General features: G+C 40.4%; 16 protein-coding genes. 1 reads left to right on the top strand and 15 read right to left on the bottom strand.

All coding sequences use genetic code 11. The features are described from left to right. Nucleotides 1–258 precede the first annotated feature (258 nt). The 5 genes from L3V27_RS08175 to L3V27_RS08125 form a co-directional block, all read right to left on the bottom strand. The gene (locus tag L3V27_RS08175) at nucleotides 259–663 is read right to left on the bottom strand and encodes a DUF1801 domain-containing protein (RefSeq protein WP_237311583.1); all 405 of its coding nucleotides are present in this window, start codon (nucleotides 661–663) and stop codon (nucleotides 259–261) included. A 135-nt stretch (nucleotides 664–798) separates the two neighbouring features. After that, the gene (locus L3V27_RS08165; RefSeq protein WP_048625632.1) at nucleotides 799–1377 is read right to left on the bottom strand and encodes an ankyrin repeat domain-containing protein; all 579 of its coding nucleotides are present in this window, start codon (nucleotides 1375–1377) and stop codon (nucleotides 799–801) included. A 2885-nt stretch (nucleotides 1378–4262) separates the two neighbouring features. After that, nucleotides 4263–5042, bottom strand: coding sequence for a DUF2971 domain-containing protein (locus L3V27_RS08135; protein ID WP_237311582.1), 780 nt, complete (start codon nucleotides 5040–5042; stop codon nucleotides 4263–4265). A 143-nt stretch (nucleotides 5043–5185) separates the two neighbouring features. After that, the gene (locus L3V27_RS08130) at nucleotides 5186–5533 is read right to left on the bottom strand and encodes a hypothetical protein (RefSeq protein ID WP_237311581.1); all 348 of its coding nucleotides are present in this window, start codon (nucleotides 5531–5533) and stop codon (nucleotides 5186–5188) included. A gap of 173 nt (nucleotides 5534–5706) precedes the next feature. Next, nucleotides 5707–6135: a hypothetical protein gene (locus L3V27_RS08125; RefSeq protein WP_050933416.1), complete on the bottom strand. Its 429-nt coding sequence runs from the start codon at nucleotides 6133–6135 to the stop codon at nucleotides 5707–5709. Nucleotides 6136–6417: 282 nt separating this feature from the next. Here L3V27_RS08125 and L3V27_RS08120 point away from each other — a divergent pair, with 282 nt between their 5' ends. Then, the gene (locus L3V27_RS08120) at nucleotides 6418–7338 is read left to right on the top strand and encodes a hypothetical protein (protein WP_237311580.1); all 921 of its coding nucleotides are present in this window, start codon (nucleotides 6418–6420) and stop codon (nucleotides 7336–7338) included. Nucleotides 7339–7484: 146 nt separating this feature from the next. Here L3V27_RS08120 and L3V27_RS08115 read toward each other — a convergent pair whose 3' ends face one another. The 10 genes from L3V27_RS08115 to L3V27_RS08040 form a co-directional block, all read right to left on the bottom strand. Next, the gene (locus L3V27_RS08115; RefSeq protein ID WP_005378535.1) at nucleotides 7485–7820 is read right to left on the bottom strand and encodes a TonB family protein; all 336 of its coding nucleotides are present in this window, start codon (nucleotides 7818–7820) and stop codon (nucleotides 7485–7487) included. A 28-nt stretch (nucleotides 7821–7848) separates the two neighbouring features. Next, on the bottom strand, nucleotides 7849–7965 hold the full coding sequence (locus L3V27_RS08110; protein ID WP_237311579.1) for a DUF3265 domain-containing protein: 117 nt from the start codon (nucleotides 7963–7965) through the stop codon (nucleotides 7849–7851). Continuing rightward, entirely contained in the window at nucleotides 7955–8473 is a 519-nt protein-coding gene (locus tag L3V27_RS08105) for a nucleotidyltransferase family protein (protein ID WP_237311578.1), read from the bottom strand. Before L3V27_RS08105 ends, L3V27_RS08110 begins: the two co-directional genes overlap by 11 nt. 140 nt (nucleotides 8474–8613) lie before the next feature. After that, entirely contained in the window at nucleotides 8614–8940 is a 327-nt protein-coding gene (locus tag L3V27_RS08095) for a hypothetical protein (protein WP_237311577.1), read from the bottom strand. A gap of 176 nt (nucleotides 8941–9116) precedes the next feature. Further along, nucleotides 9117–9629, bottom strand: coding sequence for a GNAT family N-acetyltransferase (locus L3V27_RS08090; RefSeq protein WP_237311576.1), 513 nt, complete (start codon nucleotides 9627–9629; stop codon nucleotides 9117–9119). Nucleotides 9630–9777: 148 nt separating this feature from the next. Beyond that, entirely contained in the window at nucleotides 9778–10713 is a 936-nt protein-coding gene (locus L3V27_RS08085) for a DUF4145 domain-containing protein (RefSeq protein WP_237311574.1), read from the bottom strand. Nucleotides 10714–10850: 137 nt separating this feature from the next. Continuing rightward, nucleotides 10851–11387 (bottom strand): nucleotidyltransferase family protein, encoded by a 537-nt coding sequence (locus tag L3V27_RS08080; protein WP_237311572.1) that lies wholly within the window; start codon nucleotides 11385–11387, stop codon nucleotides 10851–10853. A gap of 103 nt (nucleotides 11388–11490) precedes the next feature. Then, a complete protein-coding gene (locus L3V27_RS08075; protein ID WP_237311571.1) occupies nucleotides 11491–11985 on the bottom strand; it encodes a GNAT family N-acetyltransferase in 495 nt (164 codons plus the stop codon). Between the two features lie 191 nt (nucleotides 11986–12176). Then, nucleotides 12177–12410, bottom strand: coding sequence for a hypothetical protein (locus L3V27_RS08065; RefSeq protein WP_005377029.1), 234 nt, complete (start codon nucleotides 12408–12410; stop codon nucleotides 12177–12179). 1789 nt (nucleotides 12411–14199) lie between these two features. Beyond that, on the bottom strand, nucleotides 14200–14484 hold the full coding sequence (locus L3V27_RS08040) for a MazG nucleotide pyrophosphohydrolase domain-containing protein (RefSeq protein WP_017449629.1): 285 nt from the start codon (nucleotides 14482–14484) through the stop codon (nucleotides 14200–14202). Nucleotides 14485–15191: the final 707 nt, after the last annotated feature.

Raw genomic sequence — 15191 nt, 5'->3', positions numbered from 1 at the left:
CAATAGTCTCCGGAAAGATAACATGAGTAATTAGTTGGAAAGCAAACACACTAATATAAATTAAGATCGAGAGTTTTATGAATTTCAATTTAACCTCTTTGAATAGCTCTGGGTTACTCGGAAACATAACGCCGCGTTAAGGGGTGAACAACGCAGACCACCCAACCTAAACCATTGTGCCGTAATCACTAAAGCTGAATCAAACCCAAAATACCGAGCGTTGGGAATCCCTCTTGAACGCTTTGTTATGTGAATTTTTCACACGCCTAAAAGATGTAAATGTTTCCGCTGTTGATAGGTTAAAGTTAACTCTAAACAGGACTTGATTGCTGTTTCTGGTAACACTTGCGATAAGGACAGAACTATTGCTCTGTTTCCCTGAAACACTAGTTCTTCACCATACAATTCTCTAAATGTATCGACTAACTTAGTTTGGCAATTAAAGAACAGGTAATAATTATTAGGAGATTTCAGCTTCCAGTCCATTCTTAGCGGGCTGCCTGTTTTTACACTGTAGCTAGGTTCTCCCCACTTTAGAGTTTCATCGACTTCACCCAGCTCCAAATCAGATGCGATTTGAAAGACTAGATTTCGTAGCTCCTCTAGCCTAATACGAGCATTTTCCGGATATTCATCGAAGCGTTCTTTGACTACCTTGTTCACTGGAACCTCCTATTCACATAACGCCCTGTTAAGGGGTGAGCAACGCAATACCGATGCCTCTGCAAACCACCTTAATCGCTAAGACCAACGCATAGTAAAAATGCCACGCGTTGCGAATCCCTCTTGAACAGTTTGTTAGGTGGGATTTTCGCACGCCATAAGCAATGCTTTCAGCTCTAAATTCAATGAAGCCTCACCAATTTTTCTTGCTGAATTTCCCAATTGATTGCGGTAATTACAATCGGCTCCCGCCTCTAATAATAACCTAACACCTTCAATATTCTCATTGATTGCAGCAATCATTAATGGTGAGTTGTAAACATACTCCTGAGTAAGAAGTAAATTGGGATCACCTCCATTATCAAGAAGTAGCTTTAATATTTTGTTATTGGAGAAGTTAGCAGATGCAAAAACTGGGCTATTCCCTTCATAATTCTGTATGTTGGGGAGCGCACCACTTGATAGTAAAGTTTTTACCAGTTCATGGTCACCAAGAAATGACGCCATGAGTAATAGTGACGCTCCACATGAATTGACTGTATTAACGTCCATTCCCTTCTTCAACAAACGTTGAGCATACGAGCTGCTTTTTCCCTCAATCATCTGATAAATTGCGATATTTATAGGACTACTAGGGTCGTTTCTGCTTTTGCAAGAACTTGAATCACTTGTCAAAAACACTATGGATAAAGCTGCTAGTAAAAATCGCTTCAAAATAATCCCTCCTAACGCCTTGCTAAGGTGTGAGTAACGCAATACAAAAGCTACCGCACAGCGCCTTAATCACCATAAGCCACCGCAAAGTAAAAATGCCACGCGTTACGAATCACTCTTAAGAAATTTGTTAGTACATGCGCTACTTCTATTTATTCACTCCAAGATATTGAAAAGTGGCATGATATGAAAGGTTTTGAACACTGAAGTGAGACGGGCAGCTACAAAACTTTACCTCGATTGAAAGATAAAAGTTGGCTAGAAGAAAAACGCACTGAACTGCCCTACTTTCACTAGCTTTAACTTAGAAAAGGATTCGTTCCTCGTACTTCAACAGCCACACCAAAAGTAATCAAGGTTCTCTTAAAAACCACCACGAAAATGAAAAAGCGCCAAAGAAATAGGCTAAGAGTTAGAAGCCGTAAACGTTGAAATCAAAGCGAACACTCCACACATAGTGCCACCGGAAAGAACGTGAAAGGTACAAACTGAAAGGTGTAAAGACGAGCACCAAAACAGATAAACACCAAAACTTATGACCTTTGATGTCAAACCCGTACTAACGCCGCATTAAGGGGTGAGCAACGCAACACAAAAGTTACCGCACACCACCTTAATCACTTAAACCAACGCATAGTGAAAATGCCACGCGTTGCGAATCCCTCTTGAGCAGTTTGTTAATTTGCAAACACAAAGAGTTGATTTTAAGTCATTTTAAACTTTGCAAACAATAAACTTTATGTGTTTTGATGCACTTAAGTCAGGCGTAGTCTAAAAGCGGCTAGTCAATGAAACCACGTGGAACAAACAACGCCGCAGAAAACGAATTCACAACACCAAAAAGCGCTTTTGGAAAGCCAACCTCACAATACGGACTTTCAACAAAGCCACTGAAACCACATGAACTTACCACAACAGAGAAACGCCATTTCAGCGAGTAGATCGTCTTTTATACCAACAAACTCAACGAGCAGAGTTTCAGCAAAAACTTCGACTCAGTTAACCCCAAAGTCACCGCACCAAAGAACAAATCAACCGTTGAAACGATGCCAATTTTGGATTTTAACCACGCTAGTTAACACTGAAATTAAACGCGATACGACAATTTCGACTTTGAGCTTTTACCACTAGATCTTGCGATATAGCTGCGTTTTTCCTCTTGCAAACTAACGCCGCATTAAGGGGTGAGCAACGCCACCACCCAACCTAAGCTATTGTGCCGTAAACACTAAAGCTGATTCAAACCAAAACTGCCAAGCGTTGTAAATCCCTCTTAAATGCTTTGTTAGTTGCCAGACCTGACGCTTTTATCTGAAGTTAATTACCGCTTTGCCAACACTGACTTTACGTGTTTTGAAAAACTGAAACCAGGCGCAGTTTCAAAGCGCCTATCACTGAAACCACGTGGAATTTACAACGCCGTAGAAAACAGGCTTTGAACACCAAACAAACCTTTTGGAACGGCAAAGCAGCAGAGCAGACTTTCAACTAATAAAGCGGCTTCTGAAGCAGAAAACCCAAACCAAGAAAGAAACCAAAGCACGATTTTCACAAACCCCATAACTAGAAATTGAAATACGAAAACCTAGCCAAAAACACACGGACATTAGCCCTAAATATTCTGCTTTAGGTATGTTTTTTCTCGTTGGCAACTAACGCCCTGTTAAGGGGTGAGCAACGCAATACAAAAGCCACCGCATACAACCTTAATCATTTAAAACAACGCATAGCGAAAATGCCACGCGTTGCGAATCCCTCTTAAACAGTTTGTTAACTGAGCGCCTTTTAGTTTTCGCCGATCTTTCAGCTACTTTCGCCAAAGCTCGTTTTGCTAATTAATGATTAGCAAAGCTAACTCAAATATGTATTTAACCAAAAAATTACCGTTTATCTTTAGTTTGAAATGCGTATCACAACACCATACTTCGGCGATGTAAGTGCGCCGAACTAATCGCGAATGCCTTATATTATTAGAAGGTTTTGTGCCGCCTTTCACATCAGTAAACTTAAGTACCAAACTGAAATTAGTCGCATTACCTCAGCTAAGGAGACCGACCGAACACGCTAAACCTCTGAACCGAGAAACCGTATCAATATGCTTTCGTATTTTCTGCGCCAGTTAACGCCTTGCTAAGTTGTGAGTAACGCAATACAAAAGCTACCGCACAGCGCCTTAATCACCATAAGCCACCGCATAGTAAAAATGCCACGCGTTACGAATCACTCTTAAGCAATTTGTTAGTACATGCGCTACTTCTATTTATGCGCTCCAAGATATTGAAAAGTGGCATGATATGAAAGGCTTTGAGCACTGAAGTGAGACGGGCAGCTACAAAACTTTACCTCGATTGGAAGACGAAAGTTGGCTAGAAGAAAAACGCACTAAACTGCCCTACTTTCACTAGCTTCAAATTAGAAAAGGATTCTTTCCTCGTACTTCAACAGCCACACCAAAAGTAATCAAGGTTCTCTCAAAAGCCACCACGACAATGAAGAAGCGCCAAAGAAATAGGCTAAGAGTTAGAAACCGTAAACGGTGAAATCAAAGCAAACACTCCGCATATAGTGCCACCGGAAAGAACGTGAGAGGCACAAACTGAAAGGTGTAAAAACGAGCACTAAACAGATAAACACCAAAACTCATGACATTTGATGTCAAACCCGTACTAACGCCCTGTTAAGGTGTGAGCAACGCAATACCAAAGCCGCTGCATACCACCTTAAACACTAAGACCAACGCATAGTAAAAATGCCACGCGTTGCGAATCACTCTTAAACAGTTTGTTATGCCTATTTAGTTTTACCGATCTGTTCTCTTTCTATCCCAAAAGTTTTAGCGTTAATGGAAGCCCTAAATATAGGACAATCAATACCAGTATTTCCTCTTAAGACACTTTGCAACGCGTAGTAAACTTACTTTCTGGCATTTTAAAGCCGACAGTCACTGACAAAATGCATTTGGGGTTAAATTGTACCATATTCATGTTTTCGACCTGTAAGCGAAACTCCTTCTCATACGCCCACTCAGAAGACTTCGTTGTCACAAGATCTCCGATACCAATACCACTTTTCTTGCCAAACATCCCTAAAACAGTTTGATGCAAAATTGAATGATGAGACTGTTTTACCAGATTTCCATACAGCATATCTGTATAGCCAACTAAATCGCCAATGCTATCGTGAATACTCTTAATCAAAGCTGAACGGTCGAACTCTATGCAGTAACCTCGCATACCATTTCCATAATGAGACCACATAAGCTTATTTTGTAACGCAGGGGCTTCGGCTTCGATGTCGTCTTTTGCAAAACAACAAAGCCTCGAATTTTCTACATAATCAGCAAAAATGCTTTTTGCATGATCAATTGTTGACGACAACACGTACTCATATTTGGCTCTGAGTTCTCCTTGTAACGCTAATTGGGTCAAAGATTGTTCTATCTGAATAGGACTAGCACTTCCTTGATTAGCTAACTTCAATAACTCAATATCTTCCGATTCGTTATACGGAGGTATTTCAGTATCAAGTACATTGTCAATGAATACATCTTCAAAAGGGTCATTAAAGTCAGAAAACCGGCTAAACCACAAATAGTTGTTTGCCAATGTATCTAGATCGTGAGGGTTATATGGAAAAAACTTATAAATAGAATTTTGATTAATCATTATCTGAACTGAACAACTTAAAATTAAAGATATCGATAATTTGGACAAATAGGCATAACGCCGCATTAAGGTGTGAGCGACGCTTGGCTATACTTGAGCGAAGCGAAACCGCCAAGCGTTGCGAATCACTCTTAAATGCTTTGTTAGGGCGATACTAAAAATTGCCTCAAATCGACTTTCTTAGGGCCGATTACGTCTTTGTATGACGTAATATCAATTTCAAAGCACATATTATTTTTATCATGCCGTACTCGAAAAGAGTCCGCTGAATCACGCAAAAACTCAGTTGGTATATCTAACACCGCAATTGAGGATTCTTGCTGTAAGAGGAAATACAACCTAGGCACTTTCATCTTTTTTATTTTGTCCAACGAGACTTCCAGCCACCAAACGTCTTTACGAGAATTAACTTTAGAGTAATGTGCATTCTGATACGTGGCATTAATACCAAATTTACTTTGAGCAATCTCGATAGCTTCTGATTTATCCATCACCAACTCCTATATTCACCACTATGAGTATAGAGTCAAAGGAGTGAACAAGCCCTAACGCCGCGTTAAGTGGTGAACAACGCGACCACCTAGCCTAAACCATTGTGCCGTAAACACTTAAGCTGATTCAAACTAAAGCTGCCAAGCGTTGTGAATCCGTCTTAAACGCTTTGTTAGGCAATTTCTTGCGCATTGGCAGTTAAATAACAATAAAGCATCAGCATAATCCCACCTAGCTTGCCAGCAGAGCAGTAGTTATCATAGTCAGTATGAGCAAGAGCTAAGCGGCTTTGTGATGTCAATGTCGAATATAACTCGGTGACTTCCTTTTCTGTAACACATTTGTCCATATCATGCGCATACTGGTTACGTAGTTTGTTTATAGCGAGAAAAGTACCTTTCATATCTTTGTCGATTGCTTTTAACGCAACACCTAACTCAACTTTTTGACGAAAATTCAAACTAGCTATATTTAGCTCATTCTTTAATGGCAGATGTTGCTCAATTTTTTGAATCAAATAGTGTTCGACAATAAGATGACATCTAATAGCTATAGATAGCTCATCTCCGCTGTTTACTAAATCAAGTACTTTTTGTTCCATGCCCCCTCCAATTGCCTAACGCCGCATTAAGGGGTGAACAACGCTACCACCCAACCTAAACCATTGTGCCGTAAACCCTTAAGCTAATTCAAACCAAAACTGCCAAGCGTTGTGAATCCCTCTTAAATTGCTTGTTATACGTTCGGATTTCCATCTTACCTGTAACAAATTTGTACTGAGCATATCTTCGGATTATCAATAATGAAACATCGGTTGAATTAGAGTCCACAAAAGTGAATATTATATTAAACTTAACTCAATTAGACCAATGTGCCCCATGTTATGAATGAGAAATCTAACAACATACACGGAAATACTAAAAACTATGAAGTCATGATTTCTACAGCTGCACTATTGGTTGCTATCGTTGCTGCTTACTATTCGTATAGTGTAGGAGTGAAACAAATAAATGACGGTAAACTAAACCAACTTAAAAGTTGTATAAGTGACATTTATAAAATCCAGTTAGATATCTCACAATTAAACTACGATTTTCGATTTACTAGTATACAACTAGGAACATCACCTTTGAGACCAGTAGGGCCTGATTACGGGGACCAGCTTAAACAATTTCAAGCCCTAAACTCTCTGGAAAAAGTTAAAAGTAAACAATGTGTTAATTTGATAAAAAATATTCCTTGGAAATTGATAGAAATAGAAGACGTTAATGCAATAAGTAAAAGCCTAAATGATACAATGTTGTTTGTTGAATTAAATAACATGCTAGATAAAACTTTGAACTCTGATATCAACATCAATAGGGAACAACTCTTAAAAATTAAAATAGACAGGGCAGCAGCGATGATTCTATCCGGAAACCTTAAATCTGGAAGAATAGAGTTTGAATCAACATTAAACCAACATAATGAAAAAAACTTAGAACAAAAGATTAGAGTTACTGAAGGATACTTAATATGGGCAGAATCAGAAAGTCGATTGGAGCAAAAATTCAGAATTAATGATAGTCCGAATAAAAGGAAAATTTTGTACATCTTGAATAATTATCTTAGCCCAAGGCTTAAAGACATAGAAAATAACTTCAGAAACATATCAACCTTTAATAAGGATGTGGATACTCAGGATACTAATTTTGTAGGATACCTTGAATTATCGAATTCATATCAAAATATTAAAACACGTTTTACCACGCTATCTGACTATTACATTAAAAACAAACGATATTCACCTTTGCTACTAAAGTAACGATCAGGCTATTCAACGTATAACGCCGCATTAAGGTGTGAGCAACGCTACCACAAAACTTAACCGTACCACCGTAAACACAAAACCAAACGATGGAATGAAAAATGCCACGCGTTGCGAATCCCTCTTGAGCAGTTTGTTATGTGTCAAATTTTAAACTCGAACTTAGCTTTTTTAGGGCCAGTTTCCCCTTTTTCGGAAGGCGCATACTTCCGTTTTGATAATATTCGCACTGCTTCAGCATCGAACACTCCTTTAGGCACAGAATCAGTAACCATTATGTCAATCACATCACCCTGACTACTAATATTAAACGTGAGTACAACAGTACCGACTAATTTGTTTTTCCTTGAACCTTTATGATTCCTAGGCGATACACTGTCCCGAGCTTTGTGTTCTTGATAATTTGGGGAACTAGCACTTTCAATTAAACCAGCGCAACCAGACAATAATGTCGCTATAAATACTATTAAAATCTTCATACTTAATCTTTGACAACATAACGCCCAGTTAAGGGGTGAAGCACGCAATACCGATGTTACTGCATAGCACTTCAACACCGAAACCAACGCATACCAAAAATGCCACGCGTGCTGAATCCCTCTTGAACTGTTTGTTATGGCGCAATTTCTAATGATGACCACCGTTGTAGCCACCCTTTGGAATTTACACGATTTTCAAAGGATTCTCGCGACCTTTTAGGGTTATGTGTGACGTAGAAATTGAACAATGATTTAAACCCAAAAGCAGCAATACATTCATACTTATCTTGAGCGGTTTGACGAATAGCAATAGCTGTTTCTTTTTCTTCCAAAGAACTTGTATACGGAGAGTCTCCATTACGTATATGCATTTGCGCCTGATTACGCACTTGCCAGTTAAGCTGAGGCATGCAACTTTTTAGCTGCGCTTCATAAAGCAAATAGGAATCTGGGTTAGACTCGTCAGGGTCAAAATAGATAACGTCCACATCATTCAGGGGAGTATGCACATCAAAGTTATGTAATGAATCCCAAACCAAGTTACGAACAAAACCTGCCGCAATATAGCATTGCGGCAAAGCCAGTTGAGATACAACTTTCAATGCCTCCACTCTGATCGGATCTTGCTTTATTAGTTCTACGATCTTGTCCATTTTCGCCCTGCGCCATAACGCCCAATTAAGGTGTGAGGCACGCAATACCTAAGCCGCTGCATACCACCTTAACCGCTAAAGCCAATGCAAACCCAAAATGCCACGCGTGCCGAATCACTCTTAAATTGTTTGTTAGGCAGCTATCCGTCGATTTCCGAAGAGCACTTATTGCATTTATAAGTTTTCCTAGCTTTGTCTATCTGTTCACCCACTTTATTGCCCACTGCGGCACCTGCCGCACCGCCAGTCAAGGCGCCTATTAACCCTCCGGCAGCAGCCCCAATTGCGGTGCCCAGCCCCGGAAAGAATGAACCAATCGCAGCTCCTGCTGCCGCACCACTTGCAGCTCCGCCATAACCTGCTGCAGCTCCTGCCGCTGCTCCTGTAGCTGTTCCGACGACTTCACCTGTATTAACCAATACAACGTATTCGGAAGTTTCACATTTTGGACATTTAGGTAATGTCATAATGTATCCTCTATTTATATATTTCCACTTGATGCCTAACGCCGCGTTAAGGGGTGAACAACATCACCACTGAACCTAACCCATTGTGCCTTAAACACTAAAGCTGATTCAAACCAAAACTGCCAAGCGTTGTTAATCCCTCTTGAACGCTTTGTTATGTGAATTTTTCAGAGTGTTCAATACACACAACCATTAAATTCAATGACTTGATCGCTTAAAGTATGACTGCCATTGTAAGACTTAACCATACCTCCACGGTAGACAAACTGATTCCAATTTTTCTGCTGCACGTCGAAGTAATGGATAGGCAAAACTAACTCCGAATACCCTGAGCTTCGATAAACATCTGGCTCATAAGCGAAGAGAAAAGAATGAGTTACCCCAAAAGACACTAAGCATCGATCGAGTTCTTTCACGATGACTTTAGCTAAGCCCAAACCACGCTTACTTGGTGTAATGGCAATACCACCAATTATGCCTCCTTTGAAGCTTATTGAGCCCTGCTCCATTAAACGACCATAAGCAAAACCAGTAGCGATAATCTGATTATCGTCTTCAATGAGAATTGCACAGACGAACTCACGATTGAAAATGAACATGGAATCTTGGCCAAAAACGGAGTTTAGATGAGCATTAAGTTCAGCTTCGTAAGCCCCAATCTGACCACTTTTGACAACTGATATTTTCAAGGTTGACTCCATTCACATAACGCCGCATTAAGGTGTGAGCAACGCTACCATCAAACCGTAACCTATACCACCGTAAACACAAAACCCAACGATGGAATAAAAAATGCCAAGCGTTGGGAATCACTCTTAAATGCCTTGTTAGATTATTTTAGAATGGTATATCAAAGTCTTCATCATCTTCATCTTTTTCAGAATCAGGGAGTTCGATTTTTTTATACCATTGTGTAGGTTGCTCTCCGTCAACATTTTCACCTTCAACTAGAATAACATTCTCAAACTCTTGATTCCTTACAAGCTCGATCAAGTCGGCTTCTATTTCATCAATCTTTTCCAAAATACGCCTCTTAGAAGAGCCTAACCATTTAGAAAAAGTAAATGAAGAATTGTCTTCGATATTATTCAAATTTAGCTTCAAAGTCGGAATCGCGTCCTTCGCACTAGAAATAGGTTTTTCCAAATGTTTATTAACTTCTTCTTCAAATACATAAATTGAGATTAAAATGTGCTCTACGATTTTTAATGCTACTAACACAGACGTTTTGTTAGCTTTCTTTATTTCATGAGCAGCATCATTACCCATAAATCTGATTGCGTGCAATCTGTCTACATCCGCTTTTGAAGCAATGCCATTACGGTGCATATTATTAATTCGAACCTGCAAGTTCCTACCAGTAATGTTCCTTTCGTTACAAATTGCTTCAATCGTAGCTCTTAAACCTAAACCTGCTAATGTATAAGCTCCTTCCTGAATCGCTATCAGGGACTCTTTATATATACTTTCGACAATTCTTGGGACGTAATAAATTGATTCAATAGGATTATGTCCAGCAATAAAATGTGGGAAGATCTCAACACTGACGTCATGTTCGTAGTCATCTGGACCTACTTGTACAATGGACTCGTAGTCATGCTCTTCTTGTCTAAATGATATTGTTTCACACCCTTTACATTCGATTAAGTAATACTTCGTCTCACTATGATAAAAATCAGGATCTGTTTCTTTACTTTTTAAGCCTAGTACTTCGTGTTTAGTTGAACGTTTGCAACTCCTACAACGACTCCAAACAAATTCATTCTTACTCATAAATGTTACCTAAATTATCTAACGCCGCGTTAAGTGGTGAACAACGCGACCACTTAACCTAAATCATTGTGCCGTAAACACTTAAGCTGATACAAACCAAAAATGCCAAGCGTTGTGAATCCGTCTTAAACGCTTTGTTATGGCGCAATTCTCAACGATGGCCACCGAACTAACCACGATTTTGAATTTACGCGATTTTCAAATGTTTCTCGTAACCTTTTAGGGTTATGTGTGACCCAGTAACTAAATAGCGATTCAAACCCAAAAGCAGCAACACATTCATATTGGTTTAGCCCAATTTGGCGAATTGCTACCGCTGTTTCTTTTTCAGGCCAGTAACTCATTGCATCCACAGAACTTTTATAAGGATTGTCACTATTCCGCTCATGCATTTTCGCCTGATTACGGACTTGCCAACGAAGTTGAGGCATACGATCTCGTAGCTGTGATTCATACGCCAAATATGCATTGGGGTTAGGCTCGGCTGGATCAAAGTAAATTACATCCACATCATTTAAGGGAGTGAAGACTTTAAAGTCGTGCAACGCATCCCAAACTAAATTTCGGACGAAGCCGGCTGCGATGTAGCACTGCGGCAATCCCAACTCAGAAACGCAGTTAAGTGCCTCGACTCGGATTGGATCTTGTTTTATGAGTTCTACGATTTTGTCCATTTTCGCCCTGCGCCATAACGCCGCATTAAGGTGTGAGCTTCGCTTGGCTATACTTGAGCGAAGCGAAACTGCCAAGCGTTGCGAATCACTCTTGAATGCTTTGTTATGTGCGTGCTAAACGGTAGCGCCTTACCGTACCCTCACTCTCATCTGTGTAGTTACCGAGGTATTCACCACCACAGTTTTCGATGACCTTTTGAGATGCGGGATTGTCAATTGAGCAAGTAACAATTACTGAATCAGTGACAACATGGTCTCGCACCCAAGCAAGCAGAAATGAGGCTACACCCTTACCACGAGCTGACGGTCTAGTTTCGTAGCCAACATGACCAATGATATTTTCTACGTTGGCGTTAGTACCTTTGCGAACTCGGATTGCACCTAAAATTTCGGAGTTCGATACACAGTAGTAAGTTGTGCTAGGTAAATATCCCTTTGGTAACTCGGAGATTGCCTTTGAGCGTTCGACCAAACCTGACAAATAAGCTGTAGGATCTTGCTCCACACCCGAATATTTTGGAATACCCGATTCTAGGCATTCTTTCGCATAACTCGCTAATATTGGCGCCAAATCAGGGTTGGCCTCTACCACTTCCATGTCAATTTTCCTCATAAGCACATAACGCCCTGTTAAGGTGTGAGCAACGCAATACCGATGCCGCCGCATACCACCTTAATCACTTACACCAACGCATGATGAAAATGCCACGCGTTGCGAATCACTCTTGAACAGTTTGTTAGTATTCAGACCCAACCTGTTACACCGAGCTTAGAAAGAAGTCTTACTTATCAGTTCTCTATCGTCTTGATACCACAGTTTTCACAGATCGTATGTCGAGAAAACTCATCCATAGAAGCTAAAAATGGGCCAACTGCCCAACCTTTGATTAACCCTGCAATAAACTCTTTACGCTTTTGATGTTTTACACCAGCAAAAGGACTAGGGTTCCTAATCAATACGGTGATATGTTTGGATTTAATGTTGCAAGCAGAACACTGATATTTGTCTATCTGATGAAGCACTAATTTTCCTCCTGAATACTAACGCCTTGCTAAGGTGTGAGTAACGCAATACAAAAGCTACCGCACAGCACCTTAATCACATAAGCCACCGCAAAGTAAAAATGCCACGCGTTACGAATCACTCTTAAGCAATTTGTTAGTACATGCGCTACTTCTATTTATGCGCTCCAAAATATTGAAAAGTAGCATGATATGAAAGGCTTTGAACACTGAAGTGAGACGGGCAGCTACAAAACTTTACCGCCATTGAGAAACGTGAGTTGGCTAGAAGAAAAACGTACTAAACTCCCCTACTTTTACTGACTTCAAATTAGAAAAGGATTCGGTCCTCGCACTTCAACAGCAACACCAAAGAAAGACAATGCTGACTTAGTAAAAGCCACGAAAAAGAAGAAGCACCAAAGAAATAGGTTAAGAGTTAGAAACCGTAAACGGTGAAATCAAAGCAAACACTCCGCATATAGTGCCACCGGAAAGAACGTGAAAGGTACAAACTGAAAGGTGTAAAGACGAGCGCAAAAACAGATAAACACCAAACTTATGACCTTTGATGTCAAACCCGTACTAACGCCGCGTTAAGGGGCGCAGGCACGCAATGCAACAGTTGCCGCATAACACCTTAACCACTAAACAAACTGCAAACCAAAAATGCCACGCGTGCCAAGTCCCTCTTGAACGCTTTGTTATGCTTAAGCTTCAATAACTTACGTTTTGCCTGAACCAAGATTAACTCGACTTTGATTCAGAAACAAAAGCAAAAACTTAGAAAACCGAAATGAATCATAGTTTTGATATTCAGGCTCGGAATTTTGGCAAATCTAGTTTGAAGCTTGAAAACCTAGAAATGGATTTCTGATTGAGTCAACTGCCCTAACCTCGCGCTTGCCCGAAAATTGATTGAGGCAACTCTCAGAATTTTTAGCGCCCAAGAATGGATGTCCAGAAAATAGCGCTCACAAAAGCCAACTTGCCGACAAACACAAAACCAACCAGCCGAGGGAGTAAAGAAAAACATAAACCACTGATTTTACGTAATTAAGCATAACGCCCTGCTAAGGGGTGAGCAACGCAATACCGATGCCGCCGCACACCACCTTAATCACTAAATTCAACGCATAGTAAAAATGCCACGCGTTGCGAATCCCTCTTGAGCAGTTTGTTAGTCGCGAGGCACCGAGCGACAATTTTAAGCCGAACTAAACTTTGCGAACAACAAACTTTATGTGCTTTGATGCACTTAAGTCAGGCGTAGTCGCAAAGCCGCTATTCAATGAAACCACTTGGAACAAACAACGCCATAGAAAACGGACTGACAACACCAAAAAGCGTTTTTGGAAAGCCAATCTCACAGTGCGGACTTTCAACAAAGTCACTGAAACCACGTGGAACTTACAACACCAGAGAAAACGTCCTTTCAGCAAGTAAATAAGCTTTTAAACCAACAAACTCACCGAGCAGATTCGCAACCAAAAACAGATTTTCGATTGCCCCGCCCTATCACCACCAAAGAACGAAACAACCGCTTGGAAAATAGCAATGCATTGACTTAGAACCGATGAAACTGAGCTTTGACCGTCGAAGATGGAACTATGAATCAAACAACCAGTAGCCAAGTTTTGAGCTTAGAAACATGATTTTGACTGCTAGCTTTTTCTGGCGACTAACGCCTTGTTAAGGGGTGAAGCACGCAACACCGATGCTACCGCATACCGCCTTAATACCTAAAACCAACGCATAGTAAAAATGCCACGCGTGCAGAATCCCTCTTGAACAATTTGTTATACGCGTCCTATCGGTTGTACTTAACCTTATTCAAAACTTCTTTTAGTTCATGCGTTTTCTCAAGGTTTACATCGTGAATATTGGCTAAAGCACAAACATAGTACAAGACGTCATATAACTCTTCTGCGATTGAACCTTTGAGTTCATCTAGCGTTGGTTGCCCACGTTTACCTTTGCGAATTGATTCCGATAATTCGCCAACTTCTTCGATTAGTTTTAAAAAATAGTGTTCAGATTGCTCTGGCGCATAATCGAATTCTTTTATATGACTTTGTAACTCAGATAACTTCATAACGTCCTTTTGTATTATTTTCCATAAAGCGTATAACGCCTTGCTAAGGTGTGAGTAACGCAATACAAAAGCTACCGCACAGCGCCTTAATCACATAAGCCACCGCAAAGTAAAAATGCCACGCGTTACGAATCACTCTTAAGCAATTTGTTAGTACATGCGCTACTTCTATTTATGCGCTCCAAGATATTGAAAACTAGCATGATATGAAAGGCTTTGAACACTGAAGTGAGACGGGCAGCTACAAAACTTAATTCCAGTTGAAAGACGAAAGTTGGCTAGAAGAAAAACGCACTTAACTCCCCTACTTTTACTGGCTTCAAATTAGAAAAGGATTCGATCCTCGCACTTTGATGGCAACACCCAACGAACGACAAGATTAATTCAGGAAGTACAACGAAAACGAAGAAGCGCCAAAGAAATAGGCTAAGAGTTAGAGACCGTAAACGGTGAAATCAAAGCAAACACTCCGCATATAGTGCCACCGGAAAGAACGTGAAAGGCACAAACTGAAAGGTGTAAAGACAAGCGCCAAAACAGATAAACACCAAAACTTATGACCTTTGATGTCAAACCCGTACTAACGCCCTGCTAAGGGGTGAGCAACGCAATACCGAAGCCGCCGCATACCACCTTAATCACTAAATTCAACGCATAGTAAAAATGCCACGCGTTGCGAATCCCTCTTGAGCAGTTTGTTAGTCGCG

Origin of the sequence: Vibrio sp. J2-3(2022), from assembly GCF_021725735.1 — a bacterium.
GTDB lineage: Bacteria > Pseudomonadota > Gammaproteobacteria > Enterobacterales > Vibrionaceae > Vibrio > Vibrio diabolicus.
Note: the sequence above shows the minus strand (reverse complement) of the source record. Positions and strands in the feature narration are given on the sequence as shown.

Coding starts and splice junctions, on each gene's coding strand:
- L3V27_RS08135 (WP_237311582.1), bottom strand. CDS start 5,042: ATGATTAATCAAAATTCTATTTATAAGTTTTTTCCATATAACCCTCAC.
- L3V27_RS08130 (WP_237311581.1), bottom strand. CDS start 5,533: ATGGATAAATCAGAAGCTATCGAGATTGCTCAAAGTAAATTTGGTATT.
- L3V27_RS08125 (WP_050933416.1), bottom strand. CDS start 6,135: ATGGAACAAAAAGTACTTGATTTAGTAAACAGCGGAGATGAGCTATCT.
- L3V27_RS08120 (WP_237311580.1), top strand. CDS start 6,418: ATGAATGAGAAATCTAACAACATACACGGAAATACTAAAAACTATGAA.
- L3V27_RS08115 (WP_005378535.1), bottom strand. CDS start 7,820: ATGAAGATTTTAATAGTATTTATAGCGACATTATTGTCTGGTTGCGCT.
- L3V27_RS08105 (WP_237311578.1), bottom strand. CDS start 8,473: ATGGACAAGATCGTAGAACTAATAAAGCAAGATCCGATCAGAGTGGAG.
- L3V27_RS08095 (WP_237311577.1), bottom strand. CDS start 8,940: ATGACATTACCTAAATGTCCAAAATGTGAAACTTCCGAATACGTTGTA.
- L3V27_RS08085 (WP_237311574.1), bottom strand. CDS start 10,713: ATGAGTAAGAATGAATTTGTTTGGAGTCGTTGTAGGAGTTGCAAACGT.
- L3V27_RS08080 (WP_237311572.1), bottom strand. CDS start 11,387: ATGGACAAAATCGTAGAACTCATAAAACAAGATCCAATCCGAGTCGAG.
- L3V27_RS08075 (WP_237311571.1), bottom strand. CDS start 11,985: ATGGAAGTGGTAGAGGCCAACCCTGATTTGGCGCCAATATTAGCGAGT.
- L3V27_RS08040 (WP_017449629.1), bottom strand. CDS start 14,484: ATGAAGTTATCTGAGTTACAAAGTCATATAAAAGAATTCGATTATGCG.